A 17111-nucleotide genomic window follows, 5' to 3' on the forward strand; every position below is an offset into this window, starting at 1 on the left:
ACCGAGGAGACCGGATGACCGCCGAACGCACCCCGCCCGCCGCCACGATCCTGGGATACCCGCGGATCGGGCCGCGCCGGGAGCTGAAGCACGCGCTGGAGGCGTACTGGGCCGGGCGGGCCACCGCCGACGATCTGCACCGCACCGGGCGGCGGCTCCGCGAGCAGACGTGGCGGCGGCTGGCGGCGCTCGGCCTCGCCACCCCGCCGTCCAACACCTTCTCCCTGTACGACCACGTGCTGGACACCGCGGCGCTGCTGGACGCGGTGCCCGACCGGTTCCGCGGCGGGACGGCGCTGGACACCTACTTCGCGATGGCCCGCGGCACCGGCACGGTGCCGCCGCTGCGGATGACCAAGTGGTTCGACACCAACTACCACTACATCGTCCCGGAGATCGGCCCGGACACCGCGTTCCGCCTGGCCGGCGACAAGCCGCTCGCCGAGGTGCGCGAGGCCCGGCGGATCGGCGTGGCGACCCGGCCGGTACTTCTCGGCCCGGTGACCTTCCTGCTGCTCGCGCAGGCCGCGCCCGGCGCCCCGGCGGGGTTCGCCCCGCTGGACCGGCTCGGCGACGTGGTCGCCGTCTACCGGGAACTGCTGGCCGCCCTGGCCGCCGAGGGGGCCGGCCAGGTCCAGCTGGACGAGCCCGCGCTGGTGACCGACCTGACGCCGGCCGCGCTCACCGCGGTCGAGACCTGCTACTCGCGCCTCGGCCGGTCGCCGTCCCGTCCCGAGCTGCTGGTGGCCACCTACTTCGGCCATCCCGGCGCGGCGCTGCCGGTGCTGGCCGGCACGCCGGTGGAGGCCATCGGCCTGGACCTGGTCCGCGGCGCGCAGACCCTCGCCGACCCGGCCGCGCTCGCCGCGCTGGCCGGCAAGACCGTGGTGGCCGGCGTGGTGTCCGGCCGCGACGTCTGGCGCACCGACCGCGACCGTGCCCTGGCGGCGCTGCGCACCGTGCGCGAGCACGCCGCCCAGGTGGTGGTCGGCACCTCCTGCCCGCTGCTGCACGTCCCCTACGACGCCGAGGCGGAGACCGGCCTGGATCCGGCGCTGCGCCGGCGCCTGGCCTTCGCCGAGCAGAAGGTCGCCGAGGTGGTGGAGCTTGCCGGACTACCGGCCCGGAGCGCCCCCGGCACGCCCCTGCCCGCCGCGCCGCCGCCGGCCGCGCCCGCCACGTTGCCCGAGCCCGGCAGCCGCGCCCCCTACCAGGTGCGGGCCGCGGCGCAGGCGGCGCACCTGCGGCTGCCGGACCTGCCGACCACTACCATCGGGTCGTTCCCGCAGACCGGTGACCTGCGGGCCGCCCGCGCGGCGCTCGCCGCCGGGAGGCTGACCGCGGCGGAGTACGAGGAGCGGGTACGCGCCAAAATCGAGCACGTGGTGCGGCTGCAGGAGCGGCTGGGCCTGGACGTGCTCGTGCACGGGGAGCCGGAGCGCAACGACATGGTGCAGTACTTCGCCGAGCATCTGGACGGCTTCGCGGTGACCCGGCACGGGTGGGTCCAGTCCTATGGAAGCCGCTGCACCCGGCCCCCGATCATCCACGGGGACGTGCGGCGGCCGGCGCCGATCACCGTCCGCTGGGCGCGCCACGCGCGGTCGCTGACCGAGCGGCCGGTCAAGGGCATGCTGACCGGGCCGGTGACCATCGTGGCCTGGTCGTTCCCCCGGCCCGACCTGCCGCTCGCCCAGGTGGTGTTCCAGGTGGCCGAGGCGGTGCGCGCGGAGGTGGCCGACCTGGAGGCCGCCGGCGTCTCGGTGATCCAGGTGGACGAGCCGGCGCTGCGCGAGCTGCTGCCGCTGCGCCGGGCCGGCCAGGACGAGTACCTGGCCTGGGCGGTGGCGGCGTACCGGCGGGCGACGTCGGGGGCGGCCGACCGCACCCAGATCCACACGCACCTGTGCTACTCCGACGCCGAGCAGATCCTGGCCGCGGTGGACGCGCTGGACGCCGACGTCACCAGCGTCGAGTCGGCCCGGTCGGACGGCCGGATCCTCGCCGGGCCGGCGGTGCGCGGCTTCGCGCGCGGGCTCGGCCCGGGCGTGTACGACATCCACTCGCCCCGGGTGCCCACCGGCGCGGAGATCGAGAAGTCGCTGCGGGCCGCGCTCGACGCGCTGCCCGCCGCCCGGGTGTGGGTCAACCCCGACTGCGGGTTGAAGACCCGGGCCTACGCCGAGGTGGAGGCGGCGCTCACCACGATGGTCGCCGTCGCCCGCCGGCTGCGCGCCGAGGCGGCGCCCGATCCCGGTCAGGCGGCCGAGGCGCCGGCGGCCAGCGAGAAGTAGGCCTCCTCCTCCTGGTCGAAGTGCAACGTCAGCACGGCGTGCAGCCCGTAGAGGCAGGCGCGCAGGTCGGCGAGCCGCTCGGGACCGGGACCGTCCAGGCCGGCCAGCTCCAGATGGCGGCCCAGCCGCCGGACCAGCCGGTCGATCTCGGCGTGCGTCCTGCTCATGGTGACGGTGGTCTCCGGCCCGCCGAGGACCCGGCTCATGGCCGGGTAGAGGCGGTCCTCCTCGGCGTGCTCGTGCGGCAGCAGCTCGCGGGTGAGGAACTCGTGGACGCGGCGCAGGTCCTCGCGCGCCGCGGCCGGCTCGTCGGCCGCCAGCCGGTCCGCGCACTCGCGGATCAGTTCCAGCGAGGGGCGCAGTCCGGCGTGCTCCAGCTGGAAGCGGCGCAGCAGCTCCTCGGTGGCGGCGTCCACCCGCGTGCGCGTGCCGCGGGCCGGCCGCAGCGCGCGCAGCGCGTTGAAGATCACCGCCACGTCGATGCCCTCCTGGAGCACCGCGCCGGCCGCGGGCGGCAGCAGCCCGGCCGCGGCCACGACCATCGCCGCCAGCGACAGGCCGATGCCGACGCCCGCGCTCTGCACCGCGATCCGCCGGGTGCGGCGGGCGATGTCCAGCGCGTCGGCGAGCCGGTCCAGCCGGTCGGCGGTGATCACCACGTCGGCGGCCCGGGTGGAGGCGGCCGAGCCGCGGGCGCCCATGGCGACGCCGACATCGGCCGCCGCCAGCGCCGGGGCGTCGTTGACGCCGTCGCCCACCATCACGGTCGTCGCCCCGGCGACCTCCTCGCGCACGGCCGCGACCTTGCCGGCCGGGCCGTGGCCGGCCAGGACCCGGTCCACGCCGAGGACCGCGGCCACGCTCTCGGCGACCTCCGCGCGGTCACCGGTGAGCATGACCAGCCGGTCGACGCCCGCCGCGCGCAGCCGGCGCAGCGTGCGGGGGGCGTCGGCCCGCACCGCGTCCCGCAACAGGATCACCCCGGCGGGCCGGCCGGCCAGATTGACCCACACCGTCATGGCGCCGTCCAGCGCGGCCCGCGCCCGCACCGCGGCCTCCCAGCGGGACGACCGGGGCCCGGCCGCCTTGCCGACCAGGACCGGGCGCCCGCCGATCCGGGCCGCCATGCCCTGGCCGGGCTCCTCCCGGGGGTCGTCCGGCACCGGCAGCGCGAGCCCCCGCGCCCGGGCGGCCCGCACGATCGCGGTCGCCAGGACGTGCGAGGAGACCTGGTCGACGGCGGCGGCCAGGCGCAGCACCTCGGCGGCGTCCCCGCCGGGCGCGGCAACCACGTCCGCCACCTGGGGGCGGCCGGCGGTCAGCGTGCCGGTCTTGTCCAGTATCAGGGTGCGGGCCCGGCCGAGCGTCTCCAGCGCCCCGCCGCCCTTCACCACCACGCCGTGCCGGGCGGCGCGCGACAGGCCGGAGGCGATCGCGGCGGGCGCGGCGAGCAGCAGCGGGCAGGGAGTGGCCACGACCAGCACGGCGACCGCGCGCACCGGATCGCCGGAGGCCAGCCAGGCGGCGCCGGCCACCAGCAGGGTGGCGGGCACGAACCAGGCGGCCGCCCGGTCGGCCAGCCGCACCACCGGGGCGGTGCCCGCCTCGGTCTCCCGGGCCAGCCGGACGACGCCGGCGTAGGTGCTGTCGGCGGCGGTCACCGTGGCGCGCAGGTCGAACGGCGAGCCGGCGTTGACCACGCCGCTGGGGACGGCGTCCCCCTCGTCGCGCTCGACCGGCAGGGACTCGCCGGTGAGCGCGGACTCGTCCAGCAGCGCGGTCCCGCGCACGACGACGCCGTCGACCGGCACCGTCTCGCCGGCCGGCACCAGCAGCAGATCACCGCGGGCGATCTCCGTCACCCCGATCGGCTGCGGCACCCCGCCGATGTAGCGCCGGGCCGTGCGCGGCACCCGTTCGTACAGCGCGGCCAGGTCCCGGCGGGCGCGCCGCAGGGCACGCTCCTCCAGGGTGCGGCCGCCGGCCAGCATGACGGCGATCATCGCGCCGGCCAGGTACTCGTGCACGGCGAGCGCCCCGGCCAGGGCGAGTGCCGCGATGGCGTCCACGCCGAACCGCCGGGCGCGCAGCGCGGTGGCCACCCACCACACCGCGGGCACCAGGGCGAGCACCGTCGCGGCGGCGAAGACCAGGTCCCCGGCACGCCCGGCCCCGGCCAGGTGCAGGATCCCGCCGGCGAGCAGCGCCCCGGCGGTCCCCGCCGGGAGCAGTAGCCGTCCCTTGCCTTCCACGTGTGCAGGGTCTCCCGCCGGGCCGCGGGCGGCCAGGGCGGATGTGCCCGGGGATCGGGGCCGAAAGGCCCGTGGCCGGGGTCGGGGGTGTCACCGAGGACAGCGCCGGCGGCGCAGGTCGGCCGGGCGGGACGCCGGGCACCGCGCCGTCGCGGGGTTCCCGCCGCTTACGAGTGCCCTGAGGCCGGGTGCCGGCCGGCCGGCACCCGGCGCATCCGGAGCGGGCCTCCGCCGCGAAGGGAGGAGCGGACGGATCATCCGCCGGCGGGCCGGACATCGGCCCACCGGCCCGGTGATCCGGCCGCGGACGCGGGACGGCCTGCGAGGAGGCGGCGTGGCGGAGCGATCGGCCGGGACGGCACGGGAGATGAACGCGGAGATGACGGCGCGGCTGCTCGCCGGGCCGCCGCAGCCACTGGAGGAGGGCGGCCTGGCACTACGCGTCCTGCACGTGCCCGGCCGGCGGAGCGGCCGGCCGCAGCGCACCCCGCTCGGCGTGACCCGGCTGGACGGCCACGACTACCTGGTGTCCCCCGAGCCGGGACGCGACTGGGTGCGCAACGTCGAGGCGGCCGGCGGCTGCGAGCTGCTCGCCGGCGGCACCCGGGACGCGCGCCGGGCGGTGCGCGCGTCCGGCGCCGAGGCGGCGCGGGCCGTCGCGCGGTACCTGGCCAATACCCGGGCGCCCTGGGTGCTGTCCCGGTTCCCGGTGCCGGCGGGCGCCACGCCCGAGGAGGTCGAGCCGCACCTGGCCGCGCTCGCGGTCTTCCGCCTAGAGCCCGGCAGCGGGGGCGGCCGGTGACCGCCGGCGCGGGGCGGGTGGTCGTGGTGGGCGGCGGGCCGGGCGGGCTCGTGCTGGCCTACCTGCTCGCCCGGGCCGCCGTCCCGGTGACGCTGCTGGAGGCTCGCGCCGACTTCGACCGCGACTTCCGCGGCGACTCCCTGCATCCCTACACCCTGGAGCTGCTCGACCGGCTGGGGCTGGCCGAGGATCTGCTGCGGCTGCCGCACCACCCGGCCCGCTGGTTCCGTTTCCACACCCCGACCGGCACGGTGACCACCACCGACTACGGCCGGCTGCGCACCCGGTACAACTTCGTGGCGCTGATGCCCCAGGCGCGCTTCCTGGACTTCCTGGCCGGCCGGGCCCGGGAACTGCCGGGGTTCGAGCTGCGGATGGGCGCCCGGGTCACCGGCCTGATCCAGGACGGCGGCGCGGTGCACGGCGTGCGCTACCGCGATCGGGACGGCGAGCACGAGATGGCGGCCCGGCTGGTCGTCGCGGTCGACGGGCGGTTCTCCAAGGTGCGCCGCCTGGCGGACCTGCCGGTCCGGTCGCTCGGCGCGACGACCGACCTGCTGTGGTTCCGGCTGCCGCGCCGGGAGGGCGACCCGCCGGACGCCGACGTCGATCTGTATTTCGGCCGCGACCACTACGTGGGGCTGCTCGGCGGCGTCGACTCCTGGCAGGTGGGATACAGCCTGCCCAAGGGCGGGTTCCCGGCGGCCCGCGAGGCGGGGGTGACGCCGATCCGCCGGTTCGTGGCCGAGCATGTGCCCTGGCTGGCCGACCGGGTGCACCTGCTGGACGACTTCGGGAAGATCACCCTGCTGTCGGTGGACATCTCGCTGGCCGGCCGCTGGTACCGCCCCGGGCTGCTGATGATCGGTGACGCCGCCCACGTGATCTCCCCGGTCGGCGGGAACGGGATCCTGATGGCGGTGCAGGACGCGGTGGCGGCGGCCAACGTGCTGGTGCCCGCGCTGCGCGGGGACGGGCCGGTGCCGGTGGCGGCGCTCGCGGCCGTGCAGGCGGCCCGTGAACCGGCGATCCGCGCGGTGCAGCGCCAGCAGGTGCGGGTGGAGCGCCGCGCCGCCCGGGCCCGGGCCACCGGCCGGCCGCTGCTGCCGGTGCGGCTGCTGCGGGCGGTCACCGCGATTCCCGGCGTGCGGGCCCGGGCGGCCCGGTCCAACGCCTACGGACCGCGGCCGCCGCGGCTGGACATGGCGCTCCTGGCCGCCCGGTAACGTCAGGGGTCGCCGAGGACCGAGCGGATGCCGCCGATCAGGTGGGCGCGGAACGCGGGGTCGTCGTAGGTCCCGGCGGCGTGCCCGAGCGCGGTGTACCAGGTGCGGGCGCCCGCGTGCCTGCCGGACCAGGCGATCGGGTGGTCGCCGCCCATCGACAGCTCCCCGGGGTCGTAGGTGCTCTCGTCCAGGGTGAGCTGCACGCGGACCCGCGGGCGGGGGTCGGTCCGGAAGGTGTACCACTCGTCGGTGTGGTGCCACTCGGCGGGCAGGTGCCCGGTGGCGGGGGTGCCGGCGTCGGCCACCCGTAGCACCGCCGGGTGGACGCCGGGCGGGTGGGCGAGGAAGCGGGCGCCGACCAGGCCCTCGTAGAAGTCCCAGTCCGGCTCGGCGGTGGCGGCGGCGTGTACGCCGGCGAAGCCGCCGCCGCGCCGGGTGAACCGCTCGTAGGCCGCCCGGCCCTCGGCGTCCAGCACGGTGCCCGACGCCTGCAGCCACACCACCGCCGCGTACCCGGCCAGCCGGTCGTCGCGGAAGTGCCCGGGGTCCTCGGTGTGCTCGGTGGCCAGGCCGGCGGCCCGGCACAGCTCGCGCACGGCGGCCACCGCGGCCGGGATGGAGTCGTGGCGGTATCCGGTGGTGCGGGTGAACAACAGCAGCCTCGGCGGCATCCGCCCTCCCTCGCGCCCGCGGGACCCTCGCCGCCCGGGCGCGGCCGCCGGTCCGCCAGGTGGGCTCCACCTTGTCACAGCGGGCACCGGACGGCGAGCGCGGCGTCCGATGGGACCTTCGCTCCGGCGGCGACGGGACCGAAGCCCCTGGGCCGGGCGGCCACCGGGTGGTGAAGGTGGACTTCAGGGCCGCTCTGCACCGGAGGGGATCAGATGTCCGATCGGCATCCGGGAGACCGGACGGGGCGGGCCACCACCGGCGCACCGTCCCGGACCGCGGAGCGGGACGCCGCCCCGGCGGCGCCCGCCCGTTCAGTCTCCGGTGTGCCGGCGCGGCGCGCCGGGGCCCGGCACCGCCGGCTCCCGGGCGGCCCGCCGCAGCAGCTCGACGACCTCCTCGTCGGTGGTCTGCCGGAAGTCGGCGTACCAGGCGCCGATGGCGTGCAGGAAGGGCGGCGTCTCCAGGCAGACCACCTCGTCGGCGACCTCCCGCATCGCGGCGATCACGTCCGGCGCGCCCACCGGGACCGCGAGCACCACCCGGGACGCGCCGCGCGCCCGGGCGACCCGGCACGCGGCCCGCGCGGTGCCGCCGGTGGCGATGCCGTCGTCCACGACGATCACCGTGCGGCCGGCCGGGTCGACCGGCGGCCGGCCCTCGCGGAACCGGCGGGCCCGCCGGGTGACCTCCGCCCGCTCGCGGCGTTCCACCTCGGCGATCTCCTCCGGGTTCAGGCCGGCCACCCGGACGATGTCGGGGGTGACGACCCGCACCCCGCCCTCGCCGACCGCGCCGAAGCCGAGCTCGGGCTGGTACGGCACGCCGAGCTTGCGCACCACGATCACGTCCATCGGCGCGTGCAGCGCCCGGGCGACCTCGGCCGCGACCGGCACCCCGCCCCGGGGCAGCCCGAGGACGATCGCACCGGCTGTTCCGGGGATCTCGCGCAGCCGTCCGGCCAGCCGCACGCCCGCGTCATGACGGTCGGTGAACATCGGACCCTCCCCTCCGGCGCCCCGGCTCGCCCGCCGGGACCTCCCGCGGCGACGTCCCCATGTCCAACGTGGAACGGGGCGGCGGGCGACCGGTAGGGCAGAAGGTCCCTTACCCGAGGAGGCGGACATGGCCGGCGGACTGCTCACCGACCTGTACGAACTCGGCATGGCGGCGGCGTACCTGCGGGCCGGCATGACGGGGCGGGCGACGTTCAGCCTGTTCGTCCGCCGACTGCCGCCGGATCGCGGGTTCCTGGTGGCGGCCGGGCTCGCCGACTGCCTGGACTTCCTGGAGGGGTTCTCGTTCGCGCCCGGCGAGCTGGACTACCTGCGCGGCACCCGGCGGTTCGCCCCCGAGGCGCTGGAGGCGTTCGCCCGCCTGCGGTTCACCGGGGACGTGTGGGCGGTGCCGGAGGGGACGGTGGTGTTCGCCGGCGAGCCGCTGCTGGAGGTGACCGCGCCGATCGCCGAGGCACAGCTGGTGGAGACCGTGCTGCTCAACCACGTGACCTTCCAGACCGCCGTGGCGAGCAAGGCGGCGCGCTGCGTGCTGGCCGCGGGCGGCGCCCGGCTCGTCGACTTCGCCTTCCGGCGCGCCCACGGCGTGGAGGCGGCGGTGGCGGTGGCCCGGGCGGCGGCGATCGCCGGGTTCGCCGCGACCAGCAACACCGAGGCGGCCCGGCGGTACGGGCTCGTACCGGCCGGGACGATGGCGCATTCCTACGTCGAGGCGTTCGGAGACGAGCGGGCGGCCTTCGAGGCGTTCGCCGCCGAGTTCCCCGCCGACTGCGCCTTCCTGGTGGACACCTACGACACCATGGGCGGGGTGCGGGCGGCCGTCGCCGCCGTGGCCGGGACGCCGCGCTCGCGCCGGATCCGGATCCGGCTGGACTCCGGCGACCTGGCCGAGCTGTCCCGGGCCGCGCGGCGGACGCTGGACGAGGCCGGGCTGCGCCGCGCGGAGATCTTCGCGAGCGGCGGGCTGGACGAGCACGCGATCGCCGAACTGGCGGCCGGCGGCGCGCCGATCGACGTGTACGCGGTGGGCACCCGGCTGGGGGTGTCGTTCGACGCGCCGTCGCTGGACAGCGCCTACAAGCTGGTCGTCTACCAGGACCGGCCGACGATGAAGCTGTCGCCGGGCAAGGTGAGCGCGCCGGGGGCCAAGCAGGTGTTCCGCCCGGACGCCGGGACCGGCGGGGAGCCCGGCGACATCGTGGCGCTGCGCGAGGAGCCGGTGCCGGCCGGGTACCGGACGCTGCTGGCGCCGGTGATGCTGTCCGGGCGCCGGCCGGCCGAGGCCGAGCCGCTCGCCGCCATGCGCGACCGGTGCGCGGCCGGGCTGGCCCGGCTGCCGGCCGCCGCCCGGGCGCTGCGCGACCCGGTGCCGCCGCCGGTGCGCTACAGCCGGCGGCTGACCCGGCTGGCCTGCCAGGTGCGCCGGGACATCCTGGCCGCGGCGGCCGCCGGCGCGCCCGATCCGGCGGCCGGTGACCGCCGCGACGGCGGCCGGCGCTGAGCCGGTGCCGGGCCGCCGCGGTCAGCGGCCGACCACCAGGACGTCCAGGAAAATGGGGTTCTTGCCGGCCAGCAGCGGCCGGCCGTCGGCGTCGGTCATCTTCCAGTAGATCTTGCACCGGCCGGGCCGGTCACCGGCGCGGACCGGGACGGCGATCTCGACCGACCGGCCGGGCTCGGTGGTGGCGATCGGCACCCTCTCCGGCGCGGTGCACGGCCCGTCGCCGCCGCGGGCCACCCGGGTGAGGAAGCGCTGCCGCCACCGGGTGGTCCCGGTGTTGCGGATCAGCCACTTCTTCACGAACATGCCCCCGGCGGCCACCTCGCTGCCGTCGGGGTAGGTCACGTCCCGCTCGAAGGTGGAATCGTCGCGCGCCGGCGGGGTGGGCGGGCCCGCGGGGGTGTCCGGCCTGGAGGTCGCGACGAGCACGGCGGCGGTCCCGCCGGCCAGCGCCGCGGCCGCCGCGGCGATCGCGGCAACCCGCCGCGGCCGCCGGGCCGGCTCGCCGGCCGCGCCGTCCCGACCGGTGGCCGTCCCGGCCTGGTCCGGCGGGCGCAGTGCGTCCCGGGCGGCCTCCCAGCGTGCCCGCCACTCCCGTTCCACCTCCTCCGCGTCCTGGCCGAGGCGGCCGGCCGCCAGCACCCGGACGAACTCCCAGGTCGTCTCCCAGCTGGGCAGCACCTGGCCGCGGGCGGCGGCCGCCAGCGACGACTTGGACGCGGCGGCGCCGAGCCGCCCGGCCATCTCGGCGAACGACGGGTCGCCCGCCCGCTCCTTGAGGTCCCAGAGCCGGTCGGCGAAGGCCGCCGCCGGTCCGGCGTCCGGATCGGGCCGGGCGGGCCTGCGGCCGGGCCTGCCCGGCACCGGTGTGTCCTTCATCGCACCTTCCCCGCTCGGGTCCGCCGGGTACGCCGGGACGCCGCCCGCCGGACGAACCTGACTTCGGGCGTGACCCTACTGCACGCCGCCGGTGGAAGATCGGCCTGGCCGGGATCGGATCACCACTCCGGATCGGCTCCGGCCGGATACCGTGGACGCCAACGGCGGGCACCGGTGCTCCGCCCGCGTCCGACCGGGGTGAGCTGAGGCAGTGGGCGTCATCGACGGCACCGTCGAGAAGATCAAGCAGATGATCGTCCAGGGTGAGGTCCGGCCCGGAGACAAGCTCCCCGTCGAGAAGGATCTCGCCGAGCTGCTCGGCGTGTCGCGCAACACCCTGCGCGAGGCGGTGCGCGCCCTGGTCGCCATGCGGGTGCTGCAGACCCGGCAGGGCGACGGCACCTACGTCACCAGCCTGTCCCCCGGTTTGCTGCTGGACGGCATGGCGTTCGTCAGCGACATGCACCACGGCGCCGACGCCCAGCTGTTCCTGCACGTGCGGCGGCTGCTGGAGCCCGAGGCGACGGCGCTGGCCGCCACCCGGGTGACCTCCGACGACCTGTGCAGGCTGGACACGCTGCTCACCCGGGCCGAGGTCCTGGCCGAGCGGCCCGCCGCCGACCACGACGCGCTGGTGGCCATCGACCAGGAGTTCCACGCGCTCATCACCTCCCGGTGCGGGAACCCGGTGCTGGCCGCCGTCATCGACAACCTGTCCGGCCGGACGGTCCGGGCCCGGGTGTGGCGCGGGATGACCGAGCCCGGCGCGATCCGCCGCACGCTGACCGAGCACCGGGCGATCTACCGGGCGCTGGCGGCCGGGGACGCCGACCGCGCGCGGCTGCGCGCCGCGGTGCACATCCTCGGCGTGGAGGACGCGATGGCCGCCGGCGGCGAGTCCGCCCCGCCGGTGAGCGGCGGCCGATCGGACGTCCGGCGATCTTAGGGTCGTCGGCGGGACATCCCGCCACGGAAGTCCGCCACGATCATTGACAACCCGGTCGGACCGCCGGATGCTGTCCAGCTGTACGCCCATTTTCTGCCCATCACGCCCACTATTCGGGCTTCAGTTGGAAAGCCGAGCCGTGCCCCCGATTCCTGGCAGCCGACGAGCGTGCGATGCCGTGCGCGCCACGCCCGCGACGCCCGCCGCGGCCGGCCGGACGGTCCTGCCATGAGGGCCGCCGCCGACCTCACCGCCGCCCGGCTGTCGGCCTGGTGCGACCTGCCCGGTGACCGATCGGCCCCCGCCCTGGCCCGCCGGTGGGTGACGGCCATGCTCGCCTCCTGGGATCTCGGCCTGTCCTCCGGCGAGCGGGCGACCATCGTCGGGCTGACCAGCGAGCTGGTCACCAATGCCGTGCAGCACGCCGTCCCGGCCCCGGGCTCCCCGGCGGGCGTCCGGGTCACCGTCAGGGCCGGGCGCGGCGTGGTCTGGCTGGCGGTCTGCGACCCCGACCCGACCCCGCCGGCGGTACGGGAGCCCGATTTCCTGGCCGAGAGCGGCCGCGGACTGTACCTTGTCCAGGCGCAGGCCGACCGCTGGGGCTCGGTTCCGCACGCCGGCGGCAAGTACGTCTGGTTCTCCCTGTGCTGCGGCGCCGCCCGGCCGTCCCCCCGCCCGCACCGCTTCCGTTCCGTTCCGTGACCACCGAAGGAGCTCCGGCCATGCCCGCCACCCCCGCTGTCGTCCCGCCCTGCGACGTCGTCGGCTCAGGCCCGCACCGGGTGATCGCGCTGCACGGCTGGTTCGGCGACCGCCGCTCCTTCGCCAGGATCCACCCCTACCTGGACACCGACGCCTTCACCTACGCCTTCCCCGACTACCGGGGCTACGGCGAGGCGCGCGGCGTCGAAGGCGAGCACACCCTGGCCGAGATCGCCCGCGACGTGATCGCGCTGGCCGACAAGCTCGGCTGGGACACCTTCTCCCTGCTGGGCCACTCGATGGGCGGCACCGCGATGCAGCGCGTCATGCTGGACGCGCCCGGCCGGGTGCGCCGGCTCGCCGGCGTCTCCCCGGTGCCGGCCTCCGGCGTGCCGTTCGACGAGCAGGGCTGGGCGCTGTTCTCCGGCGCGGCGGCCGACCCCGGCAACCGGCGGGCGATCATCGACTTCACCACCGGCAACCGGCTGCCCGGCCGGTGGCTGGACGAGATGGTCGCCACCTCGCTGCGCGTCTCGGACGAATACGCCTTCCGCGCCTACCTGGACGCCTGGGCGGGCACCGACTTCCACGCCGAGATCGAGGGTGACCCCACGCCGGTGCTCGTCGTCGCCGGCGCGCACGACCCCGCGCTGTCGGCGGAGGTGATGCGCGGCACCTGGCTGAACTGGTATCCCAACGCCGAGCTGGTCGTCCTCGCCGACGCCGGCCACTACGCGATGGAGGAGACGCCGCTCGCGCTCGTCTCGGCCGTCGAGCGCTTCCTTTCGGCCGGCTGACCGGCCGGGCACGGCGACCGGGACGAGGAGACACCGACACGATGGCTGTGGCCAGGCCGGCCGGGCCGGTGATCGACGTGTTCGACCCGCGGGTGTACGCGGCGGGCATCCCGCACGACGCCTACCGCCTGCTGCGCGACGAGGACCCCGTCCACTGGCATCAGGAGCCCGCCGTCGGCGACTGGCCGGCCGGTCCGGGGTTCTGGGCGGTGACGCGGTACGCCGACGTCGTGCGGGTGCTGCGCACCCCGGGCGAGTACAGCTCCTTCGCCGGTGCCACCCAGATCCGCGACCCCGACCCGGCCGACCTGCCGTTCATCCGGCGGATGATGCTCAACCTGGACCCGCCGGACCACGGGCGGCTGCGCCGCGTCGTCTCGGGCGCCTTCACCCCCCGACGGATCGGGCGGTTCGCCGACGCGGTGGCGGCCCGCGCCCGGGAACTGGTGGACCGGGTCGCCGAGCGCGGCACCTGCGACCTGCCGGTGGACGTGACCGACGAGTACCCGGTGGCCAACCTGGCCGATCTGCTCGGCGTGCCGCCCGGCGACCGCGGGCTGATCCGGGCGTGGACCGACCGGGTCGTCGGATACCAGGACCCCGACCACGCCGGTACCGCGCGCGGCCCGGACGGCCGGCCGGTGAACCCGCGGTCCCCGGCCCGGCTGGCCGACATGTTCGACTACGCCCGCGCGCTCGCCGAGCACAAGCGCCGCCGGCCCGCCGACGACCTGATGACGGCGCTCGCCTTGGCCGAGGAGGACGGCCGCCGGCTGGACGACGCCGAGCTGTCGATGTTCTTCTTCCTGCTGGTGATCGCGGGCAACGACACGGTACGCGCCGCGCTGCCCGGCGGGCTGGCCGTGCTGCTGGACCACCCGGCCGAGCACCGCAGGCTGCTCGCCGACCCCGGGCTGCTGGACCCGGCGATCGAGGAGCTGCTGCGCCGGCACCCGCCGGTGCTCAGCTTCCGGCGCACCGCGGTCGCCGACACCGTGCTGGCCGGGCGGCCGATCGCGGCCGGCGACAAGGTCGTGGTCTTCCACGCCGCGGCCAACCACGACGAGCGGCGCTTCCCCGACCCGATGCGGCTGGACATCGCGCGCCGGCTCAACGACCACGTGTCCTTCGGGGACGGGCCGCACGTGTGCCTGGGCGCCCGCTTCGCCCGGCTGCAGATGCGCGCGTTGTACCGGGAACTGCTGTGGCGCCTGCCGGACCTGGAGCCCGCCGGGCCGCCCGTCCGGCTGGTGTCCAACTTCATCGGCGGGGTGAAGCACCTGCCGCTGCGCTTCACCCCGGTCCCCCGGTCCGGTGCCCGGTGACCGCGCCCCACGACGACCCGGCCGGCCGGGCGGGCGGCACCCCGGACGGCGGGACGGACGGCACCGCCGGCCCGGCGGGCTCCAAGACCATCGACACCGGGCTGCGGTTGCTGGAGCTGCTGCGCGACCACCCCGACGGGCTGACCATCACCGGGCTGTCCCGGGCGGCCGGGATACACCGCAACGCGGTCTCCCGGCACCTGGCCGCGCTGCGCGCCCACCGGCTGGTCGGCCGGGACGGCAACGTCTTCACGCTCGGTCTCGGCATCGTGGAGCTCAACGCGGCCGTGCGGCGCCGGCTGCGCGTCGCGGCGGCCGCCGCGCTGCAGGAACTCGCCGACGCCTGCCACGCCACCGCGTTCATCACCGTGCTGGACGCCGAGGAGGACCAGGCCGTCGCGCTGACCGTGGCCGAGCCGCGCGGCTCCAGCATCCATGTGGCCTACCGGGCCGGCAACCGGCACCCGGCCGACCGCGGCGCCCCCGGCATCGCCATCCTGTCCGGCCGGCCACCCCGGCCCGGGGAGCGGGACGCCGTGGCGCGCGCCCGCCGCGCCGGCCACGCGACGAGCTCCGGGGAGCTGCAGCCGGGTGCCTGGGGGCTGGCTGTGCCGATCGTCACCGGTGACCGTCCGGTGGAGGCCAGCGTGGGCGTGGTGACCATCGGTGAGCGCGGCGAGGACGCCACCGCGCCGCTGGTCCGCGCCGCCGCCGCGCACATCGCCCGGCTGTTCTGACCGCTGCCGTCTCGCGGGCCGCGTCCGGCTCCCGGCGGCGCCGGAACCCGGACGCGGCCCCGGCGGCCGCCCGCCGCCGCCGAGCCGCTACCGTTGATCACTCGCGGGCGGCCCCACCCCGGCGGCCGCCCTCGGGGACGACGCAAGGAGGACCGCCGGTGCACTCCGCACAGGTGATCATCGCGGGCGGGGGCCCGGCCGGGCTGGCCGCGGCGGTGGAGCTCGGCCGGCGCGGCGTCCGCTGCCTGCTTGCCGAGCCGAGGGTCACGATCGACCAGGACCGGCCGCGGGCCAAGACCACGAGCATCCGCACCATGGAGCACCTGCGCCGCTGGGGGCTGGCCGGCCGGCTGCGCGCCGCCGCGCCGCTGAAGGTCTCCTGGTCGCAGGACGTGATCTTCTGTACCGGCCTGCTCGGCGAGGAGCTGACCCGCTTCTCCGGCGCGTTCGGGCTGTACGACCGGCGCGCCGACCACATCGCCGAGCCGGGGCAGCAGGTGCCGCAGCCGGTGGTGGAACGCGTGCTGCGCGAGGCGGTCGCCGAGCTGCCGGCGGTCACCTGGCTGGGCGGGCACGCGGTGACCGCGGTCGAGGACCGCGGCGACCGGGTGCTGGCCACCCTGGCCGGCCCGGACGGCGGCGCCGTCACCGCCGAGGCGGAGTACCTGCTCGGCTGCGACGGCGCGGGCGGGGTCACCCGGCCGGCGATCGGCGCCGCCTACCAGGGATCCTCCGGCGAGCGGCCGAACCTGAGCGTCGTCTTCCGGGCGCCGGGCCTGGCCGCCCGGCTGGACCTGCCGCCCGCCGTGCAGTACTGGGTGGTCGGGCGGGCGACGGCCGGCCTGATGGGCCGGCTGGACCTGGCCGGCCGCTGGTGGGCCATCGTGCAGGGCGTCGACGCGCGGCGCGGCCCGGCCGACCCCGAGGCGCTGGTCCGCGACCTGCTCGGCGGCCCGGCCGCGGCCGGCGTCGAGCTGGAGATCGTGGCCACCGACCCGTGGGTGGCCCGGATGCTGCTGGCCGACCGCTACCGCTCCGGCCGGGTCTTCCTGGTGGGCGACGCCGCGCACCTCAACCCGCCGTGGGGCGGGCACGGCTTCAACACCTGCGTCGGCGACGCGGTTAACATCGGCTGGAAGCTCGCCGCGGTGCTGGCCGGCTGGGGCGGCCCCGGCCTGCTGGACACCTACGAGCCGGAGCGGCGGCCGGTCGCCGCGCAGACCATCGCCGACTCCTCGGCCCAGGAGCGGCTGCTCGCGCCGTCCTTCGCCGGCCTGCCGCGCCCGGACCTGGCCACGGCGCTGCGCGCCAAGGCGGGCGAGTTCCACAGCGAGGGCCTGGTGCTCGGTTACCACTACGCCGGCTCGCCGATCGTCGCCGCCGACCCCGCCCCGGCGCCCGCGCACGACCCGATGACCTACCACGGCTCGGCCCGGCCGGGTGCCCGGCTGCCGCACGCCTGGCTGCCGGACGGCCGATCCCTGTACGACACGCTCGGCCCCGGCTTCACCCTGCTGCGCCTGTCGCCGTCGGCCGATCCCGGGCCGTTCGAGCGGGCGGCGGCCGTCCGGGGCGTGCCGCTGGCGGTCACCGACCCGCCCGGCCTGCCGGACCCCGGGCGGTACGGCGCGCCGCTGGTGCTGGTCCGGCCGGACCAGCACGTGGCCTGGCGCGGCGACGGCGGTGACCCCGGCCGGGTGCTCGACCTGGCGCGCGGCGCGATCGGCTGACCTGGGCCCCGTCCCACCCCGCCGTATCCAGTCCCACCCCGCCGTGTCCCGCCCCGACGGGCCCGGCCCGCGGCGTCCCGGCGCCGACACGTCAGGGGGCCGCCCGGCCGGCCCGTCCCCGGCCGGGCGGGGCGGGATTGTCGGGCCGGTCGCCTACGCTTCCCCTGCCGGCCCGTTCCTCCGGCCGGCGCCGGGACGGCCGCCCGATGTGGCGCGGCCGGTGAGCCGAGGGGAA

General features: G+C 77.3%; 14 protein-coding genes. 10 read left to right on the forward strand and 4 right to left on the reverse strand.

Going from position 1 to position 17111, the window contains the following annotated elements; genetic code table 11:
• Positions 1 to 14: 14 nt before the first annotated feature.
• Complete coding sequence (metE, locus tag Sru01_RS10545; protein WP_203983867.1) at positions 15 to 2294, forward strand: 5-methyltetrahydropteroyltriglutamate--homocysteine S-methyltransferase; 2280 nt, start codon at positions 15 to 17, stop codon at positions 2292 to 2294.
• Here metE and Sru01_RS10550 read toward each other — a convergent pair.
• Positions 2258 to 4546 carry a heavy metal translocating P-type ATPase gene (locus tag Sru01_RS10550; protein WP_203983868.1) on the reverse strand — a complete coding sequence of 763 codons (2289 nt, stop codon included), beginning with the start codon at positions 4544 to 4546 and terminating at the stop codon, positions 2258 to 2260. The two genes, metE and Sru01_RS10550, sit on opposite strands and share 37 nt — an antisense overlap.
• Positions 4547 to 4880: 334 nt before the next feature.
• Here Sru01_RS10550 and Sru01_RS10555 point away from each other — a divergent pair, with 334 nt between their 5' ends.
• Complete coding sequence (locus Sru01_RS10555; protein ID WP_203983871.1) at positions 4881 to 5348, forward strand: nitroreductase family deazaflavin-dependent oxidoreductase; 468 nt, start codon at positions 4881 to 4883, stop codon at positions 5346 to 5348.
• On the forward strand, positions 5345 to 6574 hold the full coding sequence (locus Sru01_RS10560) for an FAD-dependent oxidoreductase (RefSeq protein ID WP_203983872.1): 1230 nt from the start codon (positions 5345 to 5347) through the stop codon (positions 6572 to 6574). The genes Sru01_RS10555 and Sru01_RS10560 overlap by 4 nt, the downstream gene beginning before the upstream one ends.
• Before the next feature lie 2 nt (positions 6575 to 6576).
• Here Sru01_RS10560 and Sru01_RS10565 read toward each other — a convergent pair whose 3' ends face one another.
• Entirely contained in the window at positions 6577 to 7245 is a 669-nt protein-coding gene (locus Sru01_RS10565; protein ID WP_203983873.1) for a ThuA domain-containing protein, read from the reverse strand.
• Between the two features lie 312 nt (positions 7246 to 7557).
• Entirely contained in the window at positions 7558 to 8241 is a 684-nt protein-coding gene (locus tag Sru01_RS10570; protein WP_203983875.1) for a phosphoribosyltransferase, read from the reverse strand.
• A gap of 127 nt (positions 8242 to 8368) precedes the next feature.
• Between Sru01_RS10570 and Sru01_RS10575 the strand changes: the two genes are divergently transcribed.
• Positions 8369 to 9760, forward strand: coding sequence for a nicotinate phosphoribosyltransferase (locus tag Sru01_RS10575; protein WP_203983877.1), 1392 nt, complete (start codon positions 8369 to 8371; stop codon positions 9758 to 9760).
• Between the two features lie 21 nt (positions 9761 to 9781).
• Here the strand turns inward: Sru01_RS10575 and Sru01_RS10580 are convergent, their stop codons facing one another.
• Positions 9782 to 10639, reverse strand: a complete 858-nt coding sequence (locus tag Sru01_RS10580) for an NBR1-Ig-like domain-containing protein (protein ID WP_203983879.1) — start codon at positions 10637 to 10639, stop codon at positions 9782 to 9784.
• 211 nt (positions 10640 to 10850) lie between these two features.
• Here Sru01_RS10580 and Sru01_RS10585 point away from each other — a divergent pair, with 211 nt between their 5' ends.
• From Sru01_RS10585 to Sru01_RS10610, 6 genes are all read left to right on the forward strand, one after another.
• Complete coding sequence (locus Sru01_RS10585) at positions 10851 to 11585, forward strand: FadR/GntR family transcriptional regulator (protein WP_239137248.1); 735 nt, start codon at positions 10851 to 10853, stop codon at positions 11583 to 11585.
• Positions 11586 to 11813: 228 nt separating this feature from the next.
• The gene (locus Sru01_RS10590) at positions 11814 to 12287 is read left to right on the forward strand and encodes an ATP-binding protein (protein ID WP_203983881.1); all 474 of its coding nucleotides are present in this window, start codon (positions 11814 to 11816) and stop codon (positions 12285 to 12287) included.
• Positions 12288 to 12307: 20 nt separating this feature from the next.
• Positions 12308 to 13084: an alpha/beta fold hydrolase gene (locus tag Sru01_RS10595; RefSeq protein WP_203983883.1), complete on the forward strand. Its 777-nt coding sequence runs from the start codon at positions 12308 to 12310 to the stop codon at positions 13082 to 13084.
• Positions 13085 to 13125: 41 nt separating this feature from the next.
• The gene (locus Sru01_RS10600; protein ID WP_203983885.1) at positions 13126 to 14409 is read left to right on the forward strand and encodes a cytochrome P450; all 1284 of its coding nucleotides are present in this window, start codon (positions 13126 to 13128) and stop codon (positions 14407 to 14409) included.
• On the forward strand, positions 14406 to 15146 hold the full coding sequence (locus tag Sru01_RS10605; protein ID WP_203983887.1) for a helix-turn-helix domain-containing protein: 741 nt from the start codon (positions 14406 to 14408) through the stop codon (positions 15144 to 15146). The genes Sru01_RS10600 and Sru01_RS10605 overlap by 4 nt, the downstream gene beginning before the upstream one ends.
• Before the next feature lie 158 nt (positions 15147 to 15304).
• Entirely contained in the window at positions 15305 to 16876 is a 1572-nt protein-coding gene (locus Sru01_RS10610; RefSeq protein WP_203983888.1) for an FAD-dependent monooxygenase, read from the forward strand.
• Positions 16877 to 17111: the final 235 nt, after the last annotated feature.

This window comes from Sphaerisporangium rufum (assembly GCF_016863395.1).
Classification (GTDB): Bacteria; Actinomycetota; Actinomycetes; order Streptosporangiales; family Streptosporangiaceae; genus Sphaerisporangium; species Sphaerisporangium rufum.